Below are 26,804 nucleotides of genomic sequence, written 5' to 3' on the forward strand. Positions count from 1 at the left end.
ACCAGCGACAAGCTCAACCAACGACAAGCTCAGCCAGCGACAAGCTCAGCCAACGACAAGCTCAGCCAACGACAAGCTCAGCCAACGACAAGCTCAGCCAACGACAAGCTCAGCCAACGACAAGCTCAGCCAGTTTAAGCCCTCCTCGATTTTGGCCGCAATTCTCCCCGAAATTTGATCGCGGTGTGTCATATTTTGGGAGTGAATTCATTTTCCTAAGTTTGAGAAACCCCCCCACCTTTTTCCGAGAAGGAAGAATTTCCCTCAATTTTATGCTGCCGCGCCAGTTGATCTAATTGATGAACATTCAAAAACATAAATGTCATACCTCGCAGGAGTAAATCTTGGCATTATTGCTGCTAATTCCAACGGTAGTCAGGTGAATTAATCACTACGTGCATGCCCTTGAGGAGACCGTCATGAAAAAGCTCACAGCAAAGGATGTCATGAATCCTCACGTCATCTCGGTTCCGGAAGATTGGACGATTGAAGAGTTGGCGCAATTTCTCATCGACAAGGCAATTACCGGCGCGCCGGTGGCAGACGAGCACGGCAAATTGATCGGCGTTGTTTCCTTGACGGATATTGTGCAGCACGACAGTCTCGCGGAAATGCGCGCGCACGCGAATGAGCCGCATGATTATTACATGCACGGCTGGGAAGATCGCCTTTCGCCGGAGGAGATTTCCTCGTTTCATATCGAAGAAAAACCTTTGGTCACGGTGCGCGAAATCATGACGCCGTTCGTGTTCAAAGTCGATGAGAACACTTCGATTCAAGAAGTGGCGGACACGATGATTGGCGGGCGGGTGCACCGGTTAATGGTTACGCACAAGGACAAAGTCGTCGGCATCATCACGACGATGGATTTGCTTAAAGTCATTCGGGACATGTAGTCACATTTGACGCGGTTGAGGGAGTCATGCAAATGCGAATTCAAAAGATTTTGTTGATCAGCCTGGTGTTGAGCGCCGCGGCTGTAAGCGCGCAGCAACTCGAAGCGGGGCGGAGTGCATTCCAAAACAAAAAATTTGTGGAAGCCATCAAGCTCTTGCGCGACGAGGTGCAGCGCAATCCGAACTCGCATGAGGCGCATTATTATCTGGGACTGTCGCTGTGGCAAGAGGGCCAGCGCGAAGAAGCGTTTGCCGAATTGCAGCGTGCACGCGATTTGGAAGCGAAGCGAGGAGATTATCTGCACGCTTACGGCACGGCGAGTTTGGAGCTAAAAAAGTATGCGGAAGCCAAAGCGGCGTTTCAAAGTGGGTTAAAATTGAAAGAAAATAAGGCCCGTTTTTGGCACGGGCTGGGCTTGGTTCACATGGCCGAAGACTCTTTGAATCAAGCGTTGATCGCCCTGTTGAAAGCGCGTGAGGCGGCCCCGCAGGATGCCGAAATCTTCCGCGCCCTGGGCGAGGCTTACACCCGGCACAACGTTCCCGCGCTCGCGATCGAGCATTACCGGGAGGCGCTCAAGCTGCGTCCGGACTGGGTCGAGGTTCATTATGCCCTGGGCAAGTTATTGATCAAAGACAAAAATTTTAACGAGGCGTTGACCGAATTTCAGGAAGTCGTGCGCCTCGATCCGAATTATTCCGAAGCATATTTTGATTTGGGGAATCTCTATTTTGCCGGACGTAAATATACCGAAGCCACCACCGCCCTTGAAACGTATGTTGCGCGCCAGCCGGATTCTTATCCCGGGCATTTCCTGCTGGCAAAATCGCTTTATGCCACACGCCAGCCGGCTGCTGCTCTGCCGCGCGCCGAGCGGGCCGTCGAGTTGAATGCCTCGTCGGTGGAAGCGCAGCGGCTGCTGGCCAATCTCTATTATGACACGCGCGCGTATGACAGCACGGCCGCAGCGTATGAGCAGCTCGCGGAAATTGCCATCAATGGTGAGCTGCAAATGGAGGATTATATCAAGTGGGGCCGGAGCTTGACGCGCGCCAAACGCTATGCCGAAGCGATAACGCCGTTCCAGCGCGCGTTAGCGTTGGATTCGAGCATGGCCGACGTGTCGTTCGATCTTGGCACCCTGCTGGTGATCGAGAAACGTTACGCCGAGGCGATTCCATGCTTCGCGAAAAAAATCGAGGCAGACCCCACGGCCGCGGGCGCTTATTTCAATCAAGGCATTGCCTATATCGGATTGGAGAACTGGCTGGCAGCCATCCCGCCGCTGAAGGAAAGCGTTCGGCTGCGGCCGGACCATCTGGAGTCCAGGCTTTCGCTGGCGCGAACCTATGCGCAAGTGGACTCGCAAGCCCAAGCGGAAGCGGAATATGAGGCGTTGCTCGGATTGGATCCGAAGAACTCCGAAGCGTTGAAACAAGTCGGTTTTTATAACTTGCTGAAGAAAAATTACACCAAAGCCACGCAGATGCTGCGCAAACATGTGGAATTGGAACCGAAGAGCGAATATGGCTGGCTGTGGCTGGCGCAAGGGCTGGCGCTCAACCGGCAATATGAAGAGGCAAAAACTGCTTATCGTAAAGTGTTGCAGCTCAATCCCCAAAATGCCGATGCGCAAAAAGGTTTGACGCTGCTGGAGTGAGAGATTGGTGGATTGCTGGATTGTTTTGAGGCCATTCCCACCGGAGTGCCAGCAGTCCAGCGATTCGTAAAACTGCAGGGAGCTTTCTATGAAAGTGGAACGATTAGCCGGCGGCAAGGTGGTGATCATCGAACCAAAAACCTCGTTGATCGGAAACGACGAAACTTTTGCGTTGCGCGACACCTTACATCGCCTGCGTGACGAAGGCAACATGCTGGCCGTCATCAATTTGAACAGAGTGCCTTATCTCAACAGCACGGGCATCGGCATTCTGGTTGCGGCGCACAGCGATTACGAGCGCCGCGGCGGCAGGCTCTGTCTGTGCGGGTTGCGCGACAGTGTGGACAATGTGTTGGTGATCACCAAGTTATCACAAGTTTTTGAAGTGTATCCTAACCAAGAAGAAGCGCTCGCCAGCATGGCGAAAGCGTAATTCAAACATTCTCGGAGGCGAGTTATGAAGCGGAACATTTTTCTGTTAATCGTTATCGCGATTGAGCTGGCGGTGGCGACCTACATTTACTACGGCATTTTTGGCGCGCCCAATGATCGCTATGGCCTCGAATTTATCTACAAAGGCGGGCCGCTGGTGATTCTGCTCATGCTGCTGATCATGCTGGACATCACGTTTATTGTCGAGCGTGGGCTGTCGCTCAACAAGGCACAAGGCCGCGGCACCGTGGTCAATTTTCTGCACAAAGTTCAGCGCAGCTTGATGGACGGCGATGTTGATACCGCCCTCAATGCCTGCAACGAACAGCGCGGCTCGATGGCAAACATTATTCGCGCCGGCCTGGAACGCTACCAACGCGTCAATCAAAAGCCTGAAAGCGACATGGACAAAGTGGCGAAAGAAACGCAACGCGCCATCGATATCGCCACCAAACTCGAAATTCCACTGCTGGAGAAGAATCTGTTGGCGCTGGCGACGATCGCCTCCATCGCAACGATGGTGGGCCTGCTCGGCACGACCATCGGAATGATTCGCGCGTTTCGCGCGTTGGCGCACGCGGGCGCCCCGGACGCGGTACAACTCTCCATCGGTATTTCGGAAGCATTGATTAACACCGCCGGCGGCTTGGTCGGTGCGATTATCGGCATCGTCTTCTACAATTATTTTGTCAACAAAGTCGACCGGTTCACTTACATGATCGATGAAGCGAGCTACTCCGTCGTCGAGATTTTGACGGGCAAGCCGCAAGAGTCGCGCTAAACCTGAGAGGTGTCATTATGGCTGCGCATCGCACAGGCATTCGTTTGGATATGACGCCGATGGTCGATATTGCCTTCTTGTTGCTGACGTTTTTTATGCTGACCACGCAATTTCGACCGCCCGCCGAAGTGGAAGTTATGCTGCCCGACTCGCATTCGGCGATCAAGCTGCCGGAATCGGATGTGTTGACCATCACGATCGCGAAAGAAGGCGATTTGTACCTGGGCGTCGATTCACAATTTCTGCGGAAGAATCTCTTCGGCGAGGAGTTCCTGCTCAAAACCGATGTTCCGGTGGCGATGGAGGCGCTCGCGCAAAAGCTGGTCGAAGCGCGCGTCGCCAATCCCCGCTTGCGCGCGGTGCTCAAGAGTGACCGTGATACGGAATACGGCATCGTCATGCAAGTGATGGATATTTTACAAAGAGTGAATTTGACGCGCTTCAATCTCGTGACCAACCTCGAGCGCGGTGATTGAAGCCAAAGAGTTCGCTTGTACACTCGCTTCGTCACGTCCTTCTGAAGGCGTTCTTCACCGCGGCGCGGTTGCGCTGCGGCGAGTGAGAACAAGCTGGCAGATTGCGTGCGAAGAGATACCTGCTGGAGAATAACACATGGCTGCTAATTTTGGAGAAAAGGCCCCCAAAAAGGGCCCGGATGATGAAAGCCGGCCACGCAAGATGAACCGCGTCGGTATTCATATCGACATGACGCCCATGGTCGATATTGCCTTTCTGCTCCTGACGTTTTTTATGCTGACGAGCGTGTTCAGCCGGCCGCAGACGATGGAAATCAATTTGCCGCCCTCGGATATCCCGGTGGAAGTTGCCGAATCCAATCTGCTGACCTTGCGTGTGATGCAGGATGGCGGCATTTTTTGGAACATGGGTGTGGAGGCGCCCGAGCAAATCGCCTTCAAAGACCTTCGCCAGTTCCTGGATGAACGCAATCGCACCAACAGCAAGCTGATCACGCTGATCAAAGTCGATCCCAAAGCCAAGTACCATCACATGGTTGACGTGATGGATGAGTTGGAGCTGGCCCACGTCAATCGCTTCAGCCTGGCGCCGATGTCGCCCAAGGATATCGAAACCGTGCAGAAAGTTCAAGGCAACGCCGGATAGCGCATTTCCCCGCAGTGGGAAAGGAGATCTGATATGACAGTCCAATCTATAAAACTTTATCAACTTTTTCCTTACGGCGCGCCGGAGCTGAAAGAGGTTTACAACCGCTATCTGACCTGGGCACTGGCGGTGGCGATCTTCTTTATGGTCTTGGGGCTCGGCAGTTGGATCGGTGGGCGTGCCTTATCGCAAGAGGAAGAACCCCGGTTGGTGCGCATGCGCATCATCAAAGACATTGCTGAATTAGGGCCGCCGCCTTCCATTGCGGCCTCTTCCGCGCCCGCGATAGCCGTGTCGGCGCCGGTGGCGCGGCCGTCCGTCGGTGTGCCGGTGCCGGTGCCGGATGCACAAATCACTCCCGAAGCCACCATTGCCACGCAAGAAGAGATGTCGCAAATTCAAGCGCCGATTACGACCGGCGAGGGCGCGGGAGGCGGTGATTCGCTGGTGATCGGCGATGAGGCCCTGCTTTTTGGCGAAGATGAGCCGGAAATCGATGAGTTCGTTCCTTTTCAAACGCCGCCGGAAATCATCAAGCGTGTGCAACCGGTTTATCCGGAGCTGGCGCGCAAAGCCGGCGTGCAGGGCAAGGTTTTTGTGAAAGCCTTGATCGATAAGCAGGGCAAAGTCAAAAAAGTCGTGCCGATGCAAGGACCGGAAATTTTCTATGATGCCGCTGTTGCCGCGGTGGAGCAATGGGTGTTTAAGCCCGCTATTTCACAAGATCAGCCGGTCGCCGTGTGGATGGCAATCCCCATCAATTTTGTGTTGCAGGAAGCGCAAGCGGCGCGGCCGAACTGAAACCCTACACGATTAGAATAAGGAATGATCATGGCAGAAAACGGCGCTTTTTCGTTGCGACTCGAGCGTGTGGAAAATTATCAGTTCAAGGCCGTGTTCGACCAAGAACATCTCGCGCCGATTATCCTCGACGAGCCTCCGCCGCTCGGCCAAAACAAAGGCCCGAATCCTTCGCGCCTGTTGGCGGCAGCGGTGGGAGATTGTTTGAGTGCGAGCTTGCTTTTTTGCTTGCAGAGAGCTAAAATCGAAGTAAAAAACGTCACGACAGAGGTTGCGGGTACGCTGGTGCGGAATGAAAAAGGCCGGCTGCGCATCGGCAGACTCGACGTGCGCATCATCGTTGACATTGCCGAAGAGCAGCAACGCATTGTCCGTTGCCTGGATCTGTTTGAAGATTTTTGCATCGTTACCGCAAGCGTGCGTCAGGGCATTCCCGTCAATGTCGTCGTGGTAAACCCGCAAGGCCAGGAACTGTATCGCGACGACGGAACCGGGCTACTCCATTAAAACGTTCATTTCGGATACGGAGCAACATCGCTTTGGGCAGGATTTTTATTCGCGTGAATCTGTTAAAATCCGCGTCCAAGGCATTTTTTTACATAAAATTGCCCTAACGTGGTCGAGCCGCAACCCAAAAGAAGATTTCCAGCGGATAGAAAAACCCAATGGATGCGGGGGGCTTTATCAGTTGAGTTTTTCTATCAGTTGGAAAATGTTTTTGCTTTTTTGGCAACAAGTACACTTGTAACAGATTAATCAGATCGGGAGCCCGGGATGGAAGATGCTTTGCTCGTGCATCGTTTGCAGTTCGCTTTCACCATTATGTTTCATTACCTCTTTCCGCAGTTGACCATGGGGTTGGGCCTGCTGATTGTTATCCTCAAAGGTCTCGCCATTCGCACTCACGATGAACGCTATAATCGCAGCGCGCGCTTTTGGGCCAAGATCTTCGCCGTCAATTTTGCGATGGGCGTGGTCACCGGCATTCCCATGGAATTTCAATTCGGCACCAACTGGGCCAAATTTTCCACGTTTGCCGGCGGCGTGATCGGCCAGACGCTGGCGATGGAGGGCGTATTCGCCTTTTTCCTCGAATCCAGCTTCCTCGGCTTGTTTATCTTCGGAGAAAAAAAACTCGGGCAAATCGGCCATTTTTTTGCGGCCTTCATGGTTTTTCTCGGCTCGTGGGTTTCCGGCTTTTTCATCATCGCCACCAACGCCTGGATGCAGCATCCCGTAGCATTTTCGACAGCGCCCGACGGCTCGGTGCACTTGGCAAGTTTTTGGGCCTTGCTGACGAATCCCTGGGTGGGTTGGCAATATGTGCACAATATGATTGGGGCCGTGATCACCGCCGCTTTTGTTATGGCCGCCGTGGGCGCGTTTTATGTTCTAGCCAAGCGCGATGAGGAGTATGGCAAGATCTTTTTGCGCCTTGGCGTGATTTCCGGTCTGGTTGCCTCTGTGCTGGTTGCTTTCCCGACGGGCGATGCACAAGTTAAAAACGTTGCGGAGCATCAACCGGTGACCTTTGCCGCGATGGAAGGATTGTTCGAGACCAAAGCGGGCGCGGAATTGATCCTCATCGGCCAGCCTGACATGGAGAAGTTGGCCATCGACAATCCCATTCACATTCCCCGGTTGCTCAGCTTCCTAACGTATCAGCGCTGGATGGCGGAAGTCAAAGGCCTGACGGCTTTCCCGCGCGAGGACTGGCCCACCAACATTCCGCTGCTTTATTACAGCTATCACATCATGGTCGGCCTGGGTACGATTTTCATTGTGCTCATGGCGCTTGCCGCATACCTGCTGTGGAAACGCAAGCTTTATTCCGCGCGCTGGCTGTTGTGGATTGTGATGCTCAGTTTTCCGTTTCCCTACATCGCCAACACCACCGGCTGGATGACGGCAGAGCTGGGCCGCCAGCCCTGGCTGGTCTACGGCCTGATGCGCACGGCAGAAGGCGTTTCACCGACGGTATCTGCGGGCAACGGCCTGTTCACACTGATCGGCTTCATGGGCATGTACACGCTGCTCGGGCTGCTGTTTTTGTTTTTGGTGATGCGGGAGGTGTTGCACGGCCCGGGCACCTTAGTGAAGATAGAGGATCGAAAATAGAAGATCGAAGCTAGTGGACGGCAGGCGACAGGGGCCCGCCATCTGGCGGTTTACCATCACCTATCTTCGATCATCTATTATCGAACTTCGATCTTCGCAAAATCAAACGTGGAGTGCAGTACATGGAAATTTTCTGGTTCATCGCCGTCGGCTTTATGCTCACCATGTATGTCATTCTCGACGGCTTCGATCTCGGCGCGGGCATCATTCATCTCATCGCCGCCAGGACGAATGACGAGCGCCGCACGATTCTCAACGCCATCGGGCCGGTGTGGGACGGCAACGAAGTCTGGCTGCTCGCCGCCGGCGGCACGCTGTATTTTGCCTTTCCCAAAGTCTATGCCTCCAGCTTCAGCGGCTTTTATCTGCCTTTGATGATCGTGCTCTGGCTGCTCATGCTGCGCGCCATCGGCATTGAATTCCGCCATCATATTCACCATCCCATGTGGAAAAGCTTCTGGGACGTGGTGTTTTCCGGCGCCAGTATTTTGTTGACGATTTTCTTCGGCGCCGCGCTTGGCAACGTCGTGCGCGGCGTGCCGCTCAACGCCGAGGGCTATTTCTTCGCGCCGTTGTGGACGACGTTCACCGTCGTGCCCGAGGCCGGCATTCTCGACTGGTTTACCGTGTTGATGGGATTGGTGGCATTGTTCACCGTGACCGCGCACGGCGCAAATTACATTGCAATGAAAACCAGCCACAACTTGCAACGGCGCGCGCGCCTCCTGGCGCAACGAACCTGGTGGGCCGCGCTGGCTGCCTCGATTTTGGCGCTGCTGGCAACCTCGCAGATTCATCCCGAAATCTGGCAAAATTATTTGCATGCGCCGCTCGGATTTGTTTTTCCACTCGTGGGTTTGTGCAGTTGGATCGCGGGCGTTTACTTTCAAACCAAACAGCAAGACAGCCGCGCCTTTCTTGCCTCGAGCTTTTTCATTGCCGGCATGGCTGCCAGTACAGCCTTCGGCTTGTTCCCCAATTTGTTGTCCGCTTCCACCAACACGCTTTACAACCTCACCGTTTATAACACCGCCGCCTCAGCTTACGGCCTCGGCGTCGGCATCGTATGGTGGAGCATCGGCATGATCATCGCCCTTGCCTATTTCACCTACCTTTTTTATTCATTTCGCGGGAAAGTAAAATTGCCGGCAGAAGGAGAAGGGTATTAAACAAAACTTCCGTTGGGGAATACCGCCCGGGCGCTGCCCGCGATCCTGGTGAATAAAATCGCTTTTGTAATCATTCCTCCAGCTTGGAAAAAGCAAAAGCGCCCGGGCGGTAATCTGAATCATCACGAACCCAAAGCCGTTGCCGGATGACGATGAAGCAACCACAAATCCAACCATCAAATCACACTGAATTTCATATCGACTTTATCTGGGTGGCGCTGGCCGCGTCGCTGTTCATCGGTTTTGCCATTGGCGCGCATGTGGCCAGCATCATCGGTTTTGATTTTCCGCTCGGCCCGGGATTCTACAGCTTCATTCAAGTCCACGGCCACGTGCAGCTCGTGGCGTGGGTGGGATTGTTCATCATCAGCATCAGCCTGCATTTCATCCCGCGTCTCGCCGGCGTTCCGCTCGCGCAACCCCAACGCATTCGATGGATTTTGCGGTTTCTTACCGCCGGCTTGATTTTGCGCAGCCTCGGTCAATGCATATTGCCGTACATCATAAACAGCAAAGCTGCGGCGCCGGTGGCGTGGCTGACCGCGGCCTCCGGTTTGCTGGAATGGCTTGCGATCATGTTGTACACCTCTTTGCTGTTGGGTGCATTTCGCCGGGTAGAGGGGTTAAACAAGCGGCCGGGGCTTTTCCAAGTCGCGCCATTTTTCCTGATGATGCTGGTGGGTTGGAATATTTATGCCGGGATCAATTTCGTTTTGTTGATCAAAATGGCGATGCAGCAAACCGTTGTCGTGCATCAAGCCTGGAACGAGTTTGCGCTGCAAACGTTTCTCGGTCTGGTGTTGCTGCCCGTTGCGTTTGCCTTTTCCGTGCGCATGTTTCCGCTTTATTTGCGGTTGCCGGCGGTTGACTGGCCGGTACGAAAATTGGCTTACGCCTATATTCTTGCCTTTAGCCTGCAAACATTGCCCAACCTGCCGGTGCTCGCGAGCCTGCCCTCGTCATGGCCGCGCCTGCTTTCCGGACTCGGCATGCTGCTGAAAGGCGCGGTGATTTTGTTTTTTGTTTGGAAATTGGATTTGCTCACGCGCCGGCGTTTGCCGTGGACCGTCAACCGCGTTTTTCAGCCCGGCCCCGAGCGCACGCCCACGCGGCCCGGCCTGCCCGATTATGGCGAGTTCGGTTCGTTCGAACGGCTGGTTTATTCTGCTTATTTCTGGCTTGTGCTCGCGGCGATTTTGGAAATTCTCTCCGGCAGCGGCATTCTTTTCGGCTTTTCACTCACGCACAGCAGCGACGCGATTCGTCACGTTTATTTGCTGGGCTTCATCACGCTGCTGATCTTCGGCATGGCGGTGCGCATGATTCCCGGCTTCATGCACCAAAAAAACGTGTGGAGTCCAAAACTGGTGGGCGCGACATTTTGGCTGGGCAATCTTGCCGCAATATCCCGCATTCTTCCCCTGCTCTTGCCAATGGCCGTGTTCGACTTGTTTCCGGCAATGATCGTCATCACCCAAGCGGCCTTCGGCTTGTCGGGCATCTTTGCGTTGGTTGCGGTGGTGTGTTTGACGGTTAATTTGGGGAAGACGGTGTAGCTTGCTTCTGTTCCGGATTAAAGGTTCTATACTGATTGGTATAAAATGGCACGCCCTCAGATTATATTGTGCATCCCTTACGCCGAAGGCGTTTCATAACGCAGCCCAGGGTGCCTGCACCCTGGGCAACAAATAACCCGCCTCCCAGAACCCCGGCAGGGGTTCAAAAAGACGGCAATAGGATTTGTACGCGCATATTTTGACTATTCGCAGGCCGGCGTGAGCCTCGTTGAACCCTTGCAGGGTTCGCGAGGATCATAAACTTTTCCCGAGGGTGCGCGCTGCGCGCGACCCTCGGCTTTGTTGTTGAACGCCTTCGGCGTATCCTCGTGCCAAGCAACATAGAACCAGATTAACAACCGCCCGGACGGTAGTGTTTTGGAGGGACCTTCAGTATTCAGAATTGCCTCCAGAAACTTCCAATTTGCCTTTTCCAAAGATTTTCCTATCTTCGAGCAAAATCAACCTGATTTTATTTATCTCTTCAGCAAACCCTGATGATCGAAAACCAAACACAGTATTTGGGCGCTGCACTGAGAACCGATTACGGGGTTCTTGTCTTCCGAAACTGTGGTGACCCAAAAATGTTGGCTAATCAATTGATTTAACACTTGTAAGAAGAGCTATGTTTTTAGACAAGGCTGACAATGAGAGGAAGGATTCTCATGGAAAATAATAACTTGTTGAATAGATTTATTGAGCAGTTAAACACATTAGTGCCTTTCATTGGCATTGCCCATGAAGAAGTATTTGATCTTGTGGTCAAGGAACGGTACTCCTGGCTTCCCCAAAACAATGAAAGCTCATTTCCAGGCACATTCGAAATTTATAGAACACAGATACTGCGTTCAGCATTTTTGCTGGGCTATTCATACTTTGAGGTTTTTCTCTCGGATTTATCTCGAGAGATTTATACGTCGAACCCGAGAATTCTTCCAATAGATAAACAAATAAAATTTAGTGAAGTATTTGACGCTAGAAGCTTTGATAATCTTGTTGATGTTATGATTAACAAAGAAATTTATACCCTTTTTTACCAAGGAGTGGACAAAATAGCTGAATACTTTAGTAATAAATTTCGCTTAACATGGCCAGATGAAATAAAAACTAAAATTGTTCATGCTTCACTTGTACGCAATTGTATTCTTCATAACATGAGCCGCACTGATGATCGTCTTGCCAGAATTTCAAGTTGTCAGATCGGTCAAGAAATTCAATTGAGTTCTTCAGATATTCATGAGTTTGGAATTTACGGGCGTATCTTGGCGAGGCAGCTTTATAACGAAGCGAGTGCGCGATACCTCCATTCAAATGAGGACAAAACAAAATAGAAAACCTGATCTTGCAGTTCGACGGGGGGCGGAATGATTTTCATTTTGTGTCAGAACTGCGGCGCAAGCTACCTGGAAGCCAAAACTCTGCTTGAACTTGAGCGCATCAAGCTGCATCGTAAAAGCTTTGCAAAGCAGAAATCGTTAGCTGTCGCGGTTTTTGCCTTGTAGAACAATACTACAACGTTACGTCTTCACACTTATTCGTCCCGAAGGGGCAATTGAAAATAGCCACGCCATTCATGGCGTGGTTTGAAAAGGAAAACAATGATAGTCCCGCCAGGGACGATTGAATATGACAACCCTGTATTACACATTTTCAATCGTCCCTGCGGGACTTCTGAGAACATTTGCCTTTATTCCCCGCGATCAATCGCGGGGCTAGGTTCGCTTTGTCCCTACGGGACTTTCACGACCGTAGCGGGCCGGCCATCGGTTTTCAACGTAACGTTGGAGTAATAATCTTCACAGAAAAGCAACCCCATGCCCGCCCTCATCAACGATGAAATCCAACACGCCATCTTCGTGCGTGCCAGTCCGGAGCGCGTGTACGATGCCATTGCCACCGCGCAGGGCCTTGATGCTTGGTTCACTGCCGGCGCGACGGTCGATGCCCGGCCCGGCGGCGAGATTCGCTTTCGCTGGCTGGAATGGGGGCCCGATAAAATCTCAGGCGAAGACGGCGGCGCCATTCTCGAAGCCAAGCGCCCGGAACGCTTTGTCTTTCAATGGCGACCAGACAACGCGACTTATGCGACAACAGTCGAGATAAACTTCGAACCAACAGTGGACGGAACCATCATCCGGCTCCGCGAGTTCGGCTATCACGACAATGCCAGCGGGCTGCGCGCCATGTTGAATTGCGCCGCCGGCTGGGGCGAGGCATTGACGCTGTTGAAGTTCCATGTTGAACACGGCATTCGGTATTGATGTTATATAACGCGAACGAGCCGCAACCAAAATGTTCGGACAAAGATCAAAGCGGATTCCCGCTGATTTTATCTGTGTTGATGTGTGGAAATCTGCGTCCAAAATCTTTGTTTTAATAACAAAGATTTCACTTTTAATAAATCAATAGCAATATTTTTGAATCCGGCCCAACCTCTTTCAAGCCTCATGTCTTGAAATCTCTGCCCACCTGTCGATCCGTAAAATCATGAACGAACTCATCCAACTCCTGCGCGAGCAACCGCTGCTGCTGCTTTTTCTCGTGGCCGCCATTGGTTTTCCGCTGGGGCATATCAAAATTCGCGGCAGCAGTCTGGGCGTTGCTGCGGTGTTGTTTGTCGGCCTTGCCTTCGGCGCGCTTCATCCCGATCTCAAGCTTCCTGAAATCATTTACCTGCTTGGCCTGGTGCTTTTCGTTTATACCATCGGCTTGAGCAGCGGGCCGGGATTTTTTGCCTCTTTCCGGCGCAGCGGCGTGCGTGATAATCTGCTGGTGCTCGGCATGCTCGCCTTTGCCATGTTGCTGACTCTCCTGGCGCATCATCTGCTTAACTTGCCGGCAGCGCTAACCGCGGGACTCTACGCTGGCAGTTTGACGAATACGCCCGCGCTTGCGGGCATATTGGATTTTGTCAAAAGCAGCGGCCAGAACCCAAGCATGCTCACAGAGCCGGTGATCGGTTACTCCATCGCCTATCCGATGGGCGTGGTGGGAATGATTTTGGCGATTTATCTGGCGCAGCGCCTGTGGCGAACAGACTATGCCGGCGAAGCAAAGAGCTTGCGCGAGTTGGGTGCCGGCACGGCTTGGCTGCAGAATCGCACGATTCGCGTGACCAACCCTCGCGTTTCCGGACTGCCGCTCGACCAACTCCGCGCGCAGCAGCAATGGAAGGTTATTTTTGGCCGCATGCAGAGGCACGGCAAGCTATCGTTGGCAAATGATGAGACGCAATTTCAAGTTGGCGATCTCGTCAGCGCGGTCGGCACGCTCGAAGACTTGGAGCGGGTAACAGCGTACCTCGGAGAGGTGAGCAACGAACGCATCGATCTTGATCGTACTCAGCTTGATTACCGCCGCATTTTTGTCTCCAATCCTCAAATCGCGGGGCATCGTTTGCGCGATCTCAATTTGCCGCAGCAATACGGCGCGATTGTCACGCGTGTGCGCCGCGGCGATCTTGAATTTTTGCCGCACGGCGACACGGTGCTGGAGCTGGGCGACCGCATTCGCGTTCTCACTCGCCGCGATCATATGCAAGCGGTGAGCGCGTTCTTTGGGGATTCATACCGCGCATTGAGCGAGATCGATATTCTGACTTTCAGTCTCGGGTTGGCGCTGGGTTTGTTGGTGGGACTCGTGACGATTCCGCTGCCGGGCGGGGTGATGGTCAAGCTCGGGTTCGCCGGCGGCCCTTTGGTTGTGGCAATGATTTTGGGAACGCTGCGGCGCACCGGGCCGTTGGTGTGGAGCATGCCGTACAGCGCCAATCTCACCTTGCGTCAAATCGGTTTGATTCTTTTTCTGGCCGGCATTGGCACGCGCTCGGGCTATGCTTTTTTCTCGACCCTGACGCAGGGCAATGGTTTGGCCATTTTCCTGGCGGGCGCGGGTATTACCGTTGCCGTGGCGCTGTCAACGTTATGGCTCGGCCATCGCTTGCTCAAAATTCCCATGAGCCTGCTCATCGGCGTGCTCTCCGGTTTGCAAACACAGCCGGCGGTGTTGGGCTTTGCGCTGGAGCAAACCCGCAACGATATTCCCAATATCGGCTATGCCTCGGTTTATCCGATGGCAATGATTGCCAAGATTGTCTTCGCGCAGATGCTGCTGGCGTTGTTGCGGTGAATTGTGGTGTTGCACGCATCGTATGCCTTGTGCGGTAAAAAAGATCCCCGTTTTTAAAAATTAAAATTGCCTGTCACGCTGCGTTTGTCTATTTTCCTGCATTATTAAAAGGGAAGTTGATTTTCAAGCTGTGGAGATCATTCATGAGAACAGCGACCAGAAAAAAAACAGCGAAACCCAAGATTCAACACGTGGGAATGACCGGTTTGAAGCGCGAATTATCGGCATTCGAGAAAAGATATAAAATGCCGACTTCAGTATTTTTGCAAAAGGTTGAAAAAGGAGAGTTGGATGAAAGCAAGGACTTCATTGATTGGCTGGGCCTGGCTGAAATATATCAGCATATCACGCTGAACAAAAGTAAATGACTTTTGAAAAATATTGCGGCATTGTCTCTCGTCTTCTCGAACGTCACTGGGGAGTTATTGACAATGATGTCATCTACAAAAGCTACAGTAGAGAGATCGGAAGAATTGCAGGCCGCATAACCCTGGTCGATGGATCTTACATCGATTTTGCGGAAGAAATTATCTTCGTGAACAGGAAAATGACAAAGGGCCGATACCGCTATCAATATCTCAAAGATGTTGAAATCTTCCCTTACGACAACTATCCCAAACATCCTGGCATTTCTTTTCCATTTCACCACAAACACACCTCGACCGGCGTCATCCAACTCGAAACTGCGCCCAAATTAATCGATATTATCGAAGAGGCTCTGCGGCAACTTTTTTAAACCCAGAATTTGTATGCCGTTGTATACGCAGTTTTTTGAACTCGCCGAAACAAATAAGTTTTTCTCTCCAAAGCCATTGTATCTGCTTTTTTCTCCTCCTATCAATTCTGAGAAAACCTCTCACCTCTTTTCGCAAACTAAAGAATTATCTACGATTACACCACTGGGACACAGATGACTCAATCTATGTAATTACAGGCTTCTAGGCCGGATTTTGCCGCGAATCTCTTTTTGGCATTTAAGATGCAATACAGACACCCAAAATTGCCTGGTGTCTCAATATTCCAATGCTCTTGAAGCGTAAACATGAAAACAAAAAATTTTCAAACCCTTGACGGCAATGAGGCTGTCGCTCACGTGGCGTTCCGCGTGAATGAAGTCATCGCGATTTATCCGATCACCCCGTCTTCGCCGATGGGCGAATGGGCGGATGCCTGGGCCTCGGAACGCAGCCCGAATTTGTGGGGCGTCGTTCCCTCCGTTGTCGAAATGCAAAGCGAGGCGGGCGCTGCCGGCGCAGTACACGGTTCTTTGCAAGCCGGCGCCTTGACGACGACGTTCACTTCGTCGCAGGGGCTATTATTGATGATTCCCAATATGTATAAAATTGCAGGCGAGTTGACCCCGGTGGTGTTTCATGTTGCCGCGCGCTCGCTTGCGGCTCAGGCGCTTTCAATTTTTGGCGATCACAGCGATGTGATGGCGACGCGCGCCACGGGTTTTGCTTTGCTCTCCTCGGCTTCCGTGCAAGAGGCGATGGATTTTGCGCTCATCGCGCAGGCCGCCACACTCAAAACGCGGATACCATTCATACACTTTTTCGACGGCTTTCGGACTTCGCATGAAGTTTCGAAGATCGAAATGCTGTCCGATGAGCATATGCGCGCGATGATCGATGAAGGCTTGGTGGCGGCGCATCGCAGCCGCGCCTTGTCGCCGGATCATCCGGTGCTGCGCGGCACGGCGCAAAACCCCGACGTCTATTTTCAAGCGCGCGAAACCGTGAATCCTTATTATCTCGCATGTCCGGACATGGTGCAGGAAACCATGGACGAATTTGCGCGCCTCGTGGGCCGGCGCTATCAGTTATTCGAATATTATGGCGCGCCTGAGGCCGAGCGTGTGATTGTGCTGATGGGCTCGGGCTGTGAAACCGTGCATGAAACCGTCGATTATCTCAATCAACGCGGCGAAAATGTCGGCCTGCTCAAAGTGCGGTTGTATCGTCCATTCGACCTGAAGCGTTTTATTGACACGCTGCCGGCAACGGTGAAAACCCTGGCCGTGCTCGATCGCACGAAAGAACCGGGCAGCGTGGGCGAGCCGCTTTATCTCGATTGCATCAACGCCCTGCACGAAGGGATGAACAACGGCTGGATCAAACATTTTCCGAAAGTGATCGGCGGGCGCTACGGCCTTTCCTCCAAAGAGTTCACCCCGGCAATGGTTAAGGGGATTTTCGATCATCTTTCCGGGAATTCGCTCAAGAACCACTTCACCATCGGCATTAACGATGACGTGACGCACACCAGTCTACCGTATGATGCGGACTTTTCGACTGAGCCGGAAAGCGTGATTCGCGCGCTGTTTTACGGCCTGGGCTCGGACGGCACCGTGGGCGCAAATAAAAATTCCATCAAAATCATCGGCGAAAACACGGACAACTATGCGCAAGGCTATTTTGTCTATGATTCCAAAAAAGCGGGCGCGGTCACGGTTTCGCATTTGCGTTTCGGCCCGCAACCGATTCACTCGACGTATTTGGTCACGCGGCCGAATTTCGTCGCCTGCCATCAGCCGGTTTTTCTCGAACGCTATGATATGCTCGAAGGCGTGGTGCAAGGCGGCACGTTTTTGTTGAACAGCGCGTACGGTCCCGACGAAGCCTGGCAGCATTTGCCGCGCGGCTTGCAGGAGCACATTCTCAAGAAGAAATTGAAATTTTATGTGATTGACGCCACCAAAGTGGCGCGCGAAAGCGGCATGGGCGGCCGCATCAACACCGTGATGCAAGTATGCTTTTTTGCCCTGTCGAAGGTGTTGCCGAAAGACGAGGCGATTGCCGCCATCAAGCATTCGATTGAAGAAACCTACGGCAAAAAAGGCGAGGAAATCGTGCGTATCAATCTCGCCGCGGTTGATCACACGCTGGCGCATTTGTTCGAGGTGAAAATTCCGGACCGGCTGAACGGTTATCTTGCGGTGCCGCCGCCGCCCACGACGCACGCGGCGCCGTTTGTGCGCGACGTGCTGGGCAAAATTATCGCCGGCAAAGGCGATGAACTGCCGGTGAGCGCCATGCCGGTGGATGGCACCTTTCCGACCGGCACGGCAAAATGGGAAAAACGCAATCTCGCCCTCGAAATTCCAGTGTGGGAACCGGACATTTGCATTCAATGCGGCAAATGCGCCATGGTTTGTCCGCATGCCGTGATTCGCATCAAAGCCTATGACGAGAAACATCTCGCGGGCGCGCCGCCGACCTTCAAAGCCGAGAAGGCGCGCGACCGTGAATGGCAGGGTTTGAAATACACGATTCAAGTGGCGCCGGAAGATTGCACCGGCTGCGCGTTGTGTGTTGATATTTGCCCGGCCAAGAAAAAATCCGAAACGCGTATCAAAGCGATCAACATGCGGCCGCAACCGCCGTTGCGCGAACAGGAACGCGAGAATTGGGATTTCTTCCTGAGCATTCCAGAAATGGATCGCCGCCAGATCAAAGTGAACAGCATCCGCCAGCAGCAAGTGCAGGAGCCGCTGTTCGAGTTCTCCGGCGCGTGCGCCGGTTGCGGTGAAACGCCTTACGTCAAGCTGGTCACACAATTGTTCGGCGATCGCGCGTTGGTGGCCAATGCCACGGGCTGTTCCTCGATTTATGGCGCGAATCTGCCGACGACGCCGTGGACGGCAAATGCCGAAGGACGCGGCCCGGCGTGGTCAAACTCGCTGTTCGAAGATAATGCCGAGTTCGGTTTGGGATTTCGCCTGGCAATCGACAAGCAAAGAGATATGGCGGCGCAGTTGCTGCACAATCTTTCGAATATGGTCGGCGAGGATTTGGTCAACGCGATTCTCGGGGCGCCGCAAAAAGACGAAGCGGATATTTACGAGCAGCGGTTGCGCGTGGATTTGCTCAAGAAAAAATTACAGCGCCTGGACTCGGCAGAGGCTAAAAAGCTGCTGGGCCTCGCCGACATGCTGGTGAAAAAGAGCGTGTGGATTATGGGCGGCGACGGCTGGGCGTATGACATCGGCTTTGGCGGCCTTGATCACGTGCTGGCCAGCGGCCGCGATGTGAATATCCTCGTGCTCGACACCGAAGTTTATTCCAACACCGGTGGGCAAATGTCCAAAGCCACGCCGCGCGGCGCAGTGGCGAAATTTGCCGCCGGCGGCAAGCCTGCCGCGAAAAAAGATCTCGGTTTGATTGCGATGACTTACGGTAATGTGTATGTCGCGCGCGTCGCCATGGGCGCAAAAGACGAGCATACACTCAAGGCTTTTCTCGAAGCGGAAGCTTACGAAGGCCCGTCGTTGATTATCGCGTACAGCCATTGCATTGCGCACGGCATCAACATGGCCACGGCCATGCAAAACCAAAAAGCCGCGGTGGATTCCGGGCAATGGCTGCTCTACCGCTATCATCCCGAGCGTGCGAAACACGGCGAAAACGCGCTGCAACTCGATTCGCCCGCGCCCAAAATGCCGGTGGAAAAATATCTCTACATGGAAAACCGTTTCAAGATGCTCACCAAAAGCAGACCGGAGGACGCCAAACGCATGCTGAAGGAAGCGCAGGAGGATGTGGATTTGCGCTGGAAGCTTTATGAGCATATGGCCGCACGTGGGGTGGAAAGCCGCAAATTAAAAAGTGAAGGATGATGGATAGAAACTGCAAGTGGGAGGTTGCGAAGAGAAAGTACTATAATTTTTCCTTGAGAGGATGAAGATCGGCAGCGATCCAATTGCTCCGGGCAACAACAGCATAAGGGCGATTCAACTGCAATGCCTTGACGGTAGCACGGCCGCAAAGCGTTTTACCAACGATTTCAAGGCCATCGCGGCTCCATTCAAAATGTTCTTTCCAAATTGCACATGACGCAAGCGAGCCAGAGATTACTCTCTTCCGAGATGCCGCCGGCTGCTTCGGGAATGATGTGATCAATCTCCAAAGGCACGCCGGTTAAAAGAGTCGAACAGCGGCAATAACCGCACTGAAAGCCGGCCTTCTGGGCTATCCGTCTCCTGAGTTGAACGGAGATTCTCGTCTTGCTGGTGAGGCGTTTTTTCATTCGCTTCATACCGGAAGGGCGGAGCCGCGCCACTTCAGAAGTGCATAGGCGCGCGCTTTTCTCAACATGAGGCGTTCGGATTCAGCGGCCAAAGCCTCTAAAACAAGCTGCTCTCGCTCATTCAACTTTCCGGCCTGGTTCTTTCGCAGCAGGCGGCTCAATTTGCGCTGTTGTGTGTGGGGAAGAGTACTCTGCGCAAGCGCCAGCAATCGGGAGTTATCGAGGTGTTCGAGTGCGGTTAGTTCGGTTAATAGTTCCACCGGCAAGTCATCGAGCGGAGGCAGGGAGGTTTTGAGCGCAGTCACTAAAACTTCTTCCAGGGAGCGCCTGACGGCCTTGGCTGTTCGTTGCGCGGAAGCATAAATGTTCTCAGGCACTTCTAAGGTTACAGAGTGAAGACCCATGATATCGACCTCTTAGTTTATTCACAGGTAATAATAATAATAGAGCTTCTGCTCTGCAAGATGTTTTTTGGATAGTTATTAAGGAGATTAAGAATGGAGTTGTCAACTTCTTATCTCGGCATGAAGCTGCGCACGCCGTTGGTGCCTTCGGCCTCGCCGCTTTCCGAAGAAATCGGCAATATCAAACGCATGGAGGATGCCGGCGCGGCTGCCGTGGTGCTGTATTCGCTGTTTGAAGAACAATTGCGGCTCGAAACCTATGAACTGAATCATCACCTCACTTACGGCACCGAGAGTTTTCCCGAGGCGCTGACTTATTTCCCGCAGCCGCAGGAATTCCATCTCGGACCGGAAGGCTATCTCAATCACATCCGGCGCGCCAAACAAGCGGTGGATATTCCCATCATCGCCAGCCTCAACGGCTCGACCGTCGGCGGCTGGATCGATTTTGCGCGTTTGATCGAAGAGGCGGGCGCTGATGCCCTGGAGTTGAATGTTTATCATATTCCCAGCGACATGACGATCAGCGGCGCGGAGATCGAGCAACGCTATGTCGAGGTTCTCAAAGCCGTCAAGGCGGCGGTGAAAATTCCGGTAGCGATCAAACTCAGCCCGTTTTTCAGCAACTTCGCCAACATGGCCAAACGCTTTGACGAAGCCGGCGCCAACGGGCTGGTATTGTTCAACCGGTTTTATCAGCCCGACATCGATCTTGAAACGCTGGAGATACGCCCGAATGTTTTGCTCAGCACGCCGCAAGCGTTGCGCTTACCATTGACGTGGATTGGTATTCTCTCGGGTCGTCTGAAAGCGGATTTGGCAGCGACCAGCGGCGTGCACGATGCCACGGACGTGGTTAAAATGTTGATGGTCGGCGCCAATGTCACCATGATGGCCGCGGCGCTGCTGCGTTACGGCATCGAGCATTTGCGCCGCGTCGAGCAAAACTTGCAGGCTTGGATGGAAGAGCATGAATACGAATCCGTGCAGCAAATGCAGGGCAGCATGAGCCAAAAGAACAGCGCCGATCCTTCCGCTTTCGAACGGGCGCAATACATGAAAGCCCTGCAAAGCTATAAGCCGGAAGCGCACCAAGGCCTGGCGCTGTGAGCGGAAGGCAAGGGCCCGCGGAGCAGGGATAGGCATAGACACGGGAAAGTCTGTATTTTTTTAGAAGGCTTGCTTTTTACGAATATCTTGTTTTTTTAGCGGTGACGAATTTGTATTGAACGTAAACGTTTTGTCACACGTGGCTTCATGAACTTAATTTAAAGAGGATGAGCATGATGAAACGCATGATTTTGGCGGCTTTTGTTTTAACGTTGTTACCCGCCGCGCTTTTGGCGCAAAGCAAATTCAAATATGTCGGCGCGAATGCTTGCAAAGCGTGCCATCTCACGCCGAAAAGCGGCGCGGCTTTCACCATTTGGCAAAAGAGCGCACATGCGAAAGCGTTTGCAACGCTGGCAACGCCGGCGGCTTTGGAAATTGCCAAGAAAAAAGGCATCGCCGATCCGCAAAAAGATGCGAACTGCTTGAAATGCCATGAAACAGCAACGGGTGTTCCCGCGGCGCAATTGGCGGCGACTTTTAAAGCCGGTGAGGGCGTGGGCTGCGAAGCCTGCCACGGCCCGGGTTCGGATTACAAGTCCATGCAAGTGATGAAGGATCTTGATAGCGGAAAGACCAAGGGCGAGGCGGTTGGCTTCAAAAAAGGCAGTGATGAGAAATTTTGTGTGACCTGCCACAATTCTGAAAGCCCGACATACAAGGGCTTCAACTATGCTGAGTATAGCAAGAAAATCGCGCATCCGACGCCCAAACAATAACCCCAAAACAACTGGAGCGGTGGCTTGATGGAGCATCGGAGAGCTGGATTCTTGCCAGTCGTTTTCTCTCAGAACGAGTCATCTCAATTTCCAGCGAATTGCGGCGGCCTGCGGAGCAACGCGGCCGCCGCATTTGTCATTGGGAATTTTTTTTCAAGAGGTCGAATCCTTTTGTTTTGTATCCTTGGCGGGCTTGCGCCGGTCCTGGCGCAAGAGTCAAGCGACTGTCTTTCCTGCCATGGCGATACAGGCTTGGTTGTAGCCGACAGCACGGGCGCGGAACGTTCGCTGTTTGTCGATGTTACGAAGATGGAAAACTCCGTGCATGCCGGTTTCGATTGCTTAACCTGCCATGCCGATGCCACGGAAATTCCGCATGCAGAAAAGCTGGCCCCGGCGGTTTGCAGTGATTGCCACACCGACGCTTTGGCAGAGGTGGGAGAAAGCGTGCATGGCGGCGCTTTTTCTGCCGATCATCCCACCTGCGGCGATTGCCACGGCAGCCATGACATTCGAGCGCGAACAGACTCTCTGTCGTTCGTCAATGCCCGGCAGCTTGCTTTTACCTGCGGCCGCTGCCACGCCAATCCGGAATTGGTGAAAAAACATCATATCCCGATCAAGGATCCGCTGACGGCATACAGCCGCAGCGTACACGGCCGTTTGGCCTTGGCCGGGGTGGATAGCGCCGCCACCTGCAGCAGTTGTCATGGCAGCCATAAAATCTTCGCAGCCAACAATCCCGTCTCTCCGGTTTTTCATCTCAATATTCCGCAAACCTGCGGCCAATGCCACAGCAAAGTCACCGAGGAATTTGTGCAAAGCGTGCATGGCGTGGCCGTTGAGCGTGGTTCGCGTGATGCGCCGGTATGCACCGATTGCCACAGCGAGCATGCCATCGAATCTTCACAAGTGGCTTCGGCGCCAACCTCGCCGCAAAATCTCGCGGTTGAAACCTGCGGCCGTTGCCATGCTTCGACGCGCCTGGTTGAAAAATACGGCATGCGCGGCCAGCGCCTCGCGACCTTTGCCGACAGCTATCACGGCTTGGCGCTGCGCTCCGGCCAGTTGTCGGCTGCGAACTGCGGCAGTTGTCACGGCATACATAATATTTTGCCGTCGAGCGACGAACGCTCGATGATTCATCCCGCCAATTTGGTGCAAACTTGCGGCACATGCCATCCCAACGCCGGAGAAAATTTTGCGAAGGGGCGTGTGCACTTAACCGAAGAAGAAAGCGAAGGCCGGGCGGTCACGGTTGTCCGCTCCGTTTATATTGCCTTGATTGTTCTTCTCATCGGCGGCATGCTGCTGCACAACGGCATGGATTTTATTCGCAAAAGCAAACACCTCTTGCGCCGAGAGTAAAACTCGAAACATCGGATTATCCCGGTTCGGGTTGTCGTGCGGAGGAAATTGGATTTTTGGAGGCCCGGATTATTGGAACCCATTAATCCAATGATGCACTAATCCCAATACCGTTCACTTAGGATTGCCATTTAAATAACTTACTCATTTTCTTTAAACCGCTAATTAACGCGAATGATCGCTAATGCTTTTTAATTCGCGATGATTCGCATCTAGTCGCGGTTGGAGATTGGGAAAGTTATTTAATCGTCGATCCGTGGTAGCCCTGCCCCTTGTGGGGCACGGCAGGAAGATTGAAATTATTTGCGTTAGCATCGCGGCCCGCAGGGGCCGGGACTACGAACGAAATGTTAAGTGAACAGTATTGCCACTAATCCAGCCTGCAATCAGCAACCAGTATTCAGTAACGAGTCTATGAGCAACACTAACAACAAAGAGTATTATTTACGCTGGACGCGCGTCGAGCGTTGGCAACATTGGATTCTTGCCATTTCGTTCAGCATTCTGGCGATCACCGGCTTTGCGCTGAAGTATCCGGATGCTCCGTGGCTGCGGCCTTTTTTGGTGTTTGAAGAGTATTTCGGCTTTCGCGGCTGGTTGCATCGCGCGGCAGCGTTGGTGTTTACCGGATTGAGTTTTTTTCATGCCGGATATCTGTTTTTTAGCGCGCGCGGGCGCAGCCAACTCAAAGCCTTGTCGCCAACGCGCCAGGATTTTCGAGATTTCTGGCAGAACATGCAGTTTCTGCGCGGCAAGCGCCACGAACCGCCGGAGTTCGATCACTTCTCATACATGGAAAAACTCGAGTATTGGGCGCTGGTGTGGGGTACGATTGTGATGGCGGTGACCGGATTTCTGCTCTGGTTTGAAACCTTTGCGCTCCGCATCTTCCCTTTGTGGATGATGGAAGTGTTCACCGTGATTCATCTTTATGAAGCCTGGCTGGCAACCCTGGCGATCTTTGTCTGGCATTTCTATTGGGTGATTTTCAATCCGGAAGTGTATCCGCTCAACCAAAGCATGGTTGACGGCATGATGTCGGAACACGAGATGGAACGGGAGCACGGGCGTGAGTTGGCGCGGCTGCGTGCGCAAGCCGAAGCCGAAGAGTTATCCGAAGAAAGCAGGACTTAAATAACCCAGGAGATGAGCGGCGCCGTCCGAAAGCATTGCGAGTGATGGTTCGAAAGGAAAATGAATATGGCAAACTCCCGCGAGAACAGCGGCAAACTTCCCAGCTCATTTTACAACACGATCAGCATGGCCGGCGTCGGCCTCGCTGCCGTGGCTTTTGGCTGTATTCTGTTTTTCTTTTTGCTCGATTTTTTTGCCGAAACCAGCTCGCCGTATCTCGGCATTCTCACCTATATCGTGCTGCCGGCATTTCTTGTTTTGGGATTGCTGCTCATCCCAATTGGCATGTGGCGTGAACATCGCCGGCGCGCGCATTCGGATCAAGCGCCGGCATTGCCTCATTTTGACCTCAATCTGCCTCGCCATCGCCGCATGGCCATGATCGTCGGCGTGGTCACCACCCTGTTTCTGCTCTTCACCGGCGTGGGCAGTTATCAAGCCTATGAGTTCAGCGAATCAACGGAGTTCTGCGGCACCACCTGCCATGCCGTCATGGAACCGGAATACACCGCTTATCAAAACTCGCCGCACGCGCGTGTGACTTGCACGGGTTGTCACGTCGGCCCGGGCGCGGGCTGGTATGTGCAATCCAAACTCTCCGGCGCTTATCAGGTTTATTCCGTGCTGTTCAAGAAGTATTCGCAACCGATTGCCACGCCCATCGAAAACCTGCGTCCGGCGCGCGAAACCTGCGAGCAATGCCACTGGCCGCAGGCGTTTTTCGGCAACAAGCAGGACGAGCGCGTGCATTTCATGAAAGACGAACAAAATACGCGCTGGGCCTACAACCTCTTGATCAAAATCGGCGGCGGCAGCCCGGAAGAAGGGCATACCTCGGGCATTCATTGGCACATGAACATCAGCAACAAAATCGAGTATTACGCCTCAGACGAATCGCGCGAAGCTATTCCGTGGGTGCGCTCCACCAACGCCAACGGCGAAGTGACGGTGTACAGCTCTGATCCCTCGTTCGATGAAGCAGCCCTTGACCCGAAAAAAATTCGCGTGATGGATTGCATTGATTGCCACAACCGGCCTTCGCACATTTTTCAAGCGCCCAACATTGCTTTGAATACCATCATGAACAACGGTTTGATCGACATGACATTGCCCTCGATCAAGGCCACCGCCGTCGAAGCGCTCACGCCTGAGTATCCCACCAAGGAAGCAGCCCTGGCGGCGATCGATTCCACCATTCGCGCTTTTTATGACGGCAATTATCCTGAAATCGCCGCTGAAAAGCGCGCGGCCATCGACAATGCCGTCAAGCGTGTGCAAGAGGTTTATGCCAAGAACAATTTTCCCTACATGAAATCGAGCTGGCGCGCGTATCCCGATCACATCGGCCATTATCTCAGCCCGGGCTGCTATCGCTGCCATGACGGATTGCACCAAAGCGCGGAAGGCAAAACCATTACGCGCGATTGCAACGCCTGCCACTTGATCATCGAGCAGGGCGATAATGCCACGGTGCAAGAGTCCAATCTGCGCGGCTTGGAATTCATTCATCCCATCGATATCGGCGAGGCCTGGAAGGAAACCAGTTGCCACGAATGCCATGGCGTGGCTGCGGGGATATAATGCACTGTTGCGCTGATTTGTATGAGAATCTCGTCTTGCCCGTAACTTCACAAGGTCCCTTGATGACAAAGCAGGATAGATACATTTTCCAGGGTGACAGTGCACGAGTCCATAAAGCGCTCAAAGGTAGAATGAAATGCAGAGAGTTTTCTGACTACAGAGAATTGAACTTCCACCAGAAGAGGGTTCTTCTGTAAGCGGATTTTGCTGTAAGCAGATACCGTCTTTGATTTATCGAATCTGAGAATAACACGGGGTATGATTTCCGCTTCTGAGAATGCTGCGCAAATTCCGGCCGCCTAAGCGCAACGTAACTATTTGATAATATGATGGCAAAACCCCGATTGATTTTCCTCGTCAATGGCACTTCCTTTGCGCCAGCGACACAAAAATCATTGGGTGTAATGTCAGTCAACCTGAGTTTCAAGTTCCATGGGCAAAACTCGCTTTGACACGATTATCGGCGAAAGCGCGGCCATGCAGCGGGTTTTTGAGCTGATCGAGAATGTCGCCTCGACCGATATTAATGTTTTGATCACCGGTGAAAGCGGCACCGGCAAAGAGCTGATTGCGCGCAGCATTCACGGCCGCAGTGCGCGCCGGCAGCAGGCCTTTGTGCCGGTGAATTGTAGCGCCTTTCCGGAAACCCTGTTCGAGGCCGAGTTGTTCGGCTATGAAAAAGGCGCGTTCACCGGCGCCACCCAGCGCAAGCCGGGCTTGTTGGAGTTCGCCAACGGCGGCACGTTTTTTCTCGATGAAGTTTGTGAACTACCGGTTTCATTGCAAGCAAAGCTGT

At 53.1% G+C, this 26,804-nt stretch carries 24 protein-coding genes and 1 pseudogene; 23 read left to right on the forward strand and 2 right to left on the reverse strand.

What is annotated here, in order from left to right:
* The first annotated feature begins 419 nt into the window (after positions 1-419).
* The 17 genes from FBQ85_05680 to nifJ all read left to right on the forward strand — a co-directional run bounded on the left by FBQ85_05680 (position 420) and on the right by nifJ (position 19,282).
* Positions 420-896, forward strand: coding sequence for a CBS domain-containing protein (locus FBQ85_05680; protein MDL1874651.1), 477 nt, complete (start codon positions 420-422; stop codon positions 894-896).
* 26 nt (positions 897-922) lie between these two features.
* Entirely contained in the window at positions 923-2,557 is a 1,635-nt protein-coding gene (locus FBQ85_05685) for a tetratricopeptide repeat protein (GenBank protein ID MDL1874652.1), read from the forward strand.
* A gap of 88 nt (positions 2,558-2,645) precedes the next feature.
* A complete protein-coding gene (locus tag FBQ85_05690) occupies positions 2,646-2,990 on the forward strand; it encodes an STAS domain-containing protein (protein MDL1874653.1) in 345 nt (114 codons plus the stop codon).
* Positions 2,991-3,014: 24 nt separating this feature from the next.
* The gene (locus tag FBQ85_05695) at positions 3,015-3,770 is read left to right on the forward strand and encodes a MotA/TolQ/ExbB proton channel family protein (protein ID MDL1874654.1); all 756 of its coding nucleotides are present in this window, start codon (positions 3,015-3,017) and stop codon (positions 3,768-3,770) included.
* A 17-nt stretch (positions 3,771-3,787) separates the two neighbouring features.
* Positions 3,788-4,246 (forward strand): biopolymer transporter ExbD, encoded by a 459-nt coding sequence (locus FBQ85_05700; GenBank protein MDL1874655.1) that lies wholly within the window; start codon positions 3,788-3,790, stop codon positions 4,244-4,246.
* Positions 4,247-4,382: 136 nt separating this feature from the next.
* Positions 4,383-4,892, forward strand: a complete 510-nt coding sequence (locus tag FBQ85_05705; GenBank protein MDL1874656.1) for a biopolymer transporter ExbD — start codon at positions 4,383-4,385, stop codon at positions 4,890-4,892.
* 33 nt (positions 4,893-4,925) lie between these two features.
* Positions 4,926-5,693 (forward strand): energy transducer TonB, encoded by a 768-nt coding sequence (locus FBQ85_05710; protein ID MDL1874657.1) that lies wholly within the window; start codon positions 4,926-4,928, stop codon positions 5,691-5,693.
* Positions 5,694-5,723: 30 nt separating this feature from the next.
* On the forward strand, positions 5,724-6,200 hold the full coding sequence (locus FBQ85_05715; protein ID MDL1874658.1) for an OsmC family protein: 477 nt from the start codon (positions 5,724-5,726) through the stop codon (positions 6,198-6,200).
* A 267-nt stretch (positions 6,201-6,467) separates the two neighbouring features.
* Entirely contained in the window at positions 6,468-7,811 is a 1,344-nt protein-coding gene (locus tag FBQ85_05720; GenBank protein ID MDL1874659.1) for a cytochrome ubiquinol oxidase subunit I, read from the forward strand.
* A 122-nt stretch (positions 7,812-7,933) separates the two neighbouring features.
* Positions 7,934-8,980 (forward strand): cytochrome d ubiquinol oxidase subunit II, encoded by a 1,047-nt coding sequence (gene cydB, locus FBQ85_05725; GenBank protein ID MDL1874660.1) that lies wholly within the window; start codon positions 7,934-7,936, stop codon positions 8,978-8,980.
* Between the two features lie 152 nt (positions 8,981-9,132).
* Positions 9,133-10,536 (forward strand): hypothetical protein, encoded by a 1,404-nt coding sequence (locus FBQ85_05730; protein MDL1874661.1) that lies wholly within the window; start codon positions 9,133-9,135, stop codon positions 10,534-10,536.
* A 665-nt stretch (positions 10,537-11,201) separates the two neighbouring features.
* Positions 11,202-11,867, forward strand: a complete 666-nt coding sequence (locus FBQ85_05735) for a hypothetical protein (GenBank protein MDL1874662.1) — start codon at positions 11,202-11,204, stop codon at positions 11,865-11,867.
* 483 nt (positions 11,868-12,350) lie between these two features.
* Positions 12,351-12,797 (forward strand): SRPBCC domain-containing protein, encoded by a 447-nt coding sequence (locus FBQ85_05740; protein MDL1874663.1) that lies wholly within the window; start codon positions 12,351-12,353, stop codon positions 12,795-12,797.
* Positions 12,798-13,023: 226 nt separating this feature from the next.
* Positions 13,024-14,664, forward strand: coding sequence for a transporter (locus tag FBQ85_05745; GenBank protein ID MDL1874664.1), 1,641 nt, complete (start codon positions 13,024-13,026; stop codon positions 14,662-14,664).
* A 143-nt stretch (positions 14,665-14,807) separates the two neighbouring features.
* The gene (locus tag FBQ85_05750) at positions 14,808-15,032 is read left to right on the forward strand and encodes a hypothetical protein (GenBank protein MDL1874665.1); all 225 of its coding nucleotides are present in this window, start codon (positions 14,808-14,810) and stop codon (positions 15,030-15,032) included.
* Positions 15,029-15,400, forward strand: coding sequence for a hypothetical protein (locus FBQ85_05755; protein ID MDL1874666.1), 372 nt, complete (start codon positions 15,029-15,031; stop codon positions 15,398-15,400). Before FBQ85_05750 ends, FBQ85_05755 begins: the two co-directional genes overlap by 4 nt.
* A 306-nt stretch (positions 15,401-15,706) precedes the next feature.
* The gene (gene nifJ, locus FBQ85_05760; GenBank protein MDL1874667.1) at positions 15,707-19,282 is read left to right on the forward strand and encodes a pyruvate:ferredoxin (flavodoxin) oxidoreductase; all 3,576 of its coding nucleotides are present in this window, start codon (positions 15,707-15,709) and stop codon (positions 19,280-19,282) included.
* A gap of 40 nt (positions 19,283-19,322) precedes the next feature.
* Here nifJ and FBQ85_05765 read toward each other — a convergent pair.
* Positions 19,323-19,692, reverse strand: a pseudogene (locus tag FBQ85_05765) (HNH endonuclease).
* Positions 19,693-19,697: 5 nt separating this feature from the next.
* Entirely contained in the window at positions 19,698-20,096 is a 399-nt protein-coding gene (locus FBQ85_05770) for a hypothetical protein (protein MDL1874668.1), read from the reverse strand.
* 93 nt (positions 20,097-20,189) lie between these two features.
* Here FBQ85_05770 and FBQ85_05775 point away from each other — a divergent pair, with 93 nt between their 5' ends.
* The 6 genes from FBQ85_05775 to FBQ85_05800 all read left to right on the forward strand — a co-directional run.
* Positions 20,190-21,206, forward strand: coding sequence for a dihydroorotate dehydrogenase-like protein (locus FBQ85_05775; protein MDL1874669.1), 1,017 nt, complete (start codon positions 20,190-20,192; stop codon positions 21,204-21,206).
* Between the two features lie 167 nt (positions 21,207-21,373).
* Positions 21,374-21,925 carry a cytochrome C554 gene (locus tag FBQ85_05780; protein ID MDL1874670.1) on the forward strand — a complete coding sequence of 184 codons (552 nt, stop codon included), beginning with the start codon at positions 21,374-21,376 and terminating at the stop codon, positions 21,923-21,925.
* 171 nt (positions 21,926-22,096) lie between these two features.
* Positions 22,097-23,293 (forward strand): hypothetical protein, encoded by a 1,197-nt coding sequence (locus FBQ85_05785; protein ID MDL1874671.1) that lies wholly within the window; start codon positions 22,097-22,099, stop codon positions 23,291-23,293.
* 414 nt (positions 23,294-23,707) lie between these two features.
* Complete coding sequence (locus FBQ85_05790) at positions 23,708-24,427, forward strand: hypothetical protein (protein ID MDL1874672.1); 720 nt, start codon at positions 23,708-23,710, stop codon at positions 24,425-24,427.
* Positions 24,428-24,487: 60 nt separating this feature from the next.
* Positions 24,488-26,008: a cytochrome C gene (locus FBQ85_05795; GenBank protein ID MDL1874673.1), complete on the forward strand. Its 1,521-nt coding sequence runs from the start codon at positions 24,488-24,490 to the stop codon at positions 26,006-26,008.
* 432 nt (positions 26,009-26,440) lie between these two features.
* Positions 26,441-26,804: sigma-54 factor interaction domain-containing protein (locus tag FBQ85_05800; GenBank protein ID MDL1874674.1), on the forward strand; the 364-nt coding region annotated here is incomplete at its 3' end.

The organism is Cytophagia bacterium CHB2 (assembly GCA_030263535.1).
Lineage (GTDB): Bacteria > Zhuqueibacterota > Zhuqueibacteria > Zhuqueibacterales > Zhuqueibacteraceae > Coneutiohabitans.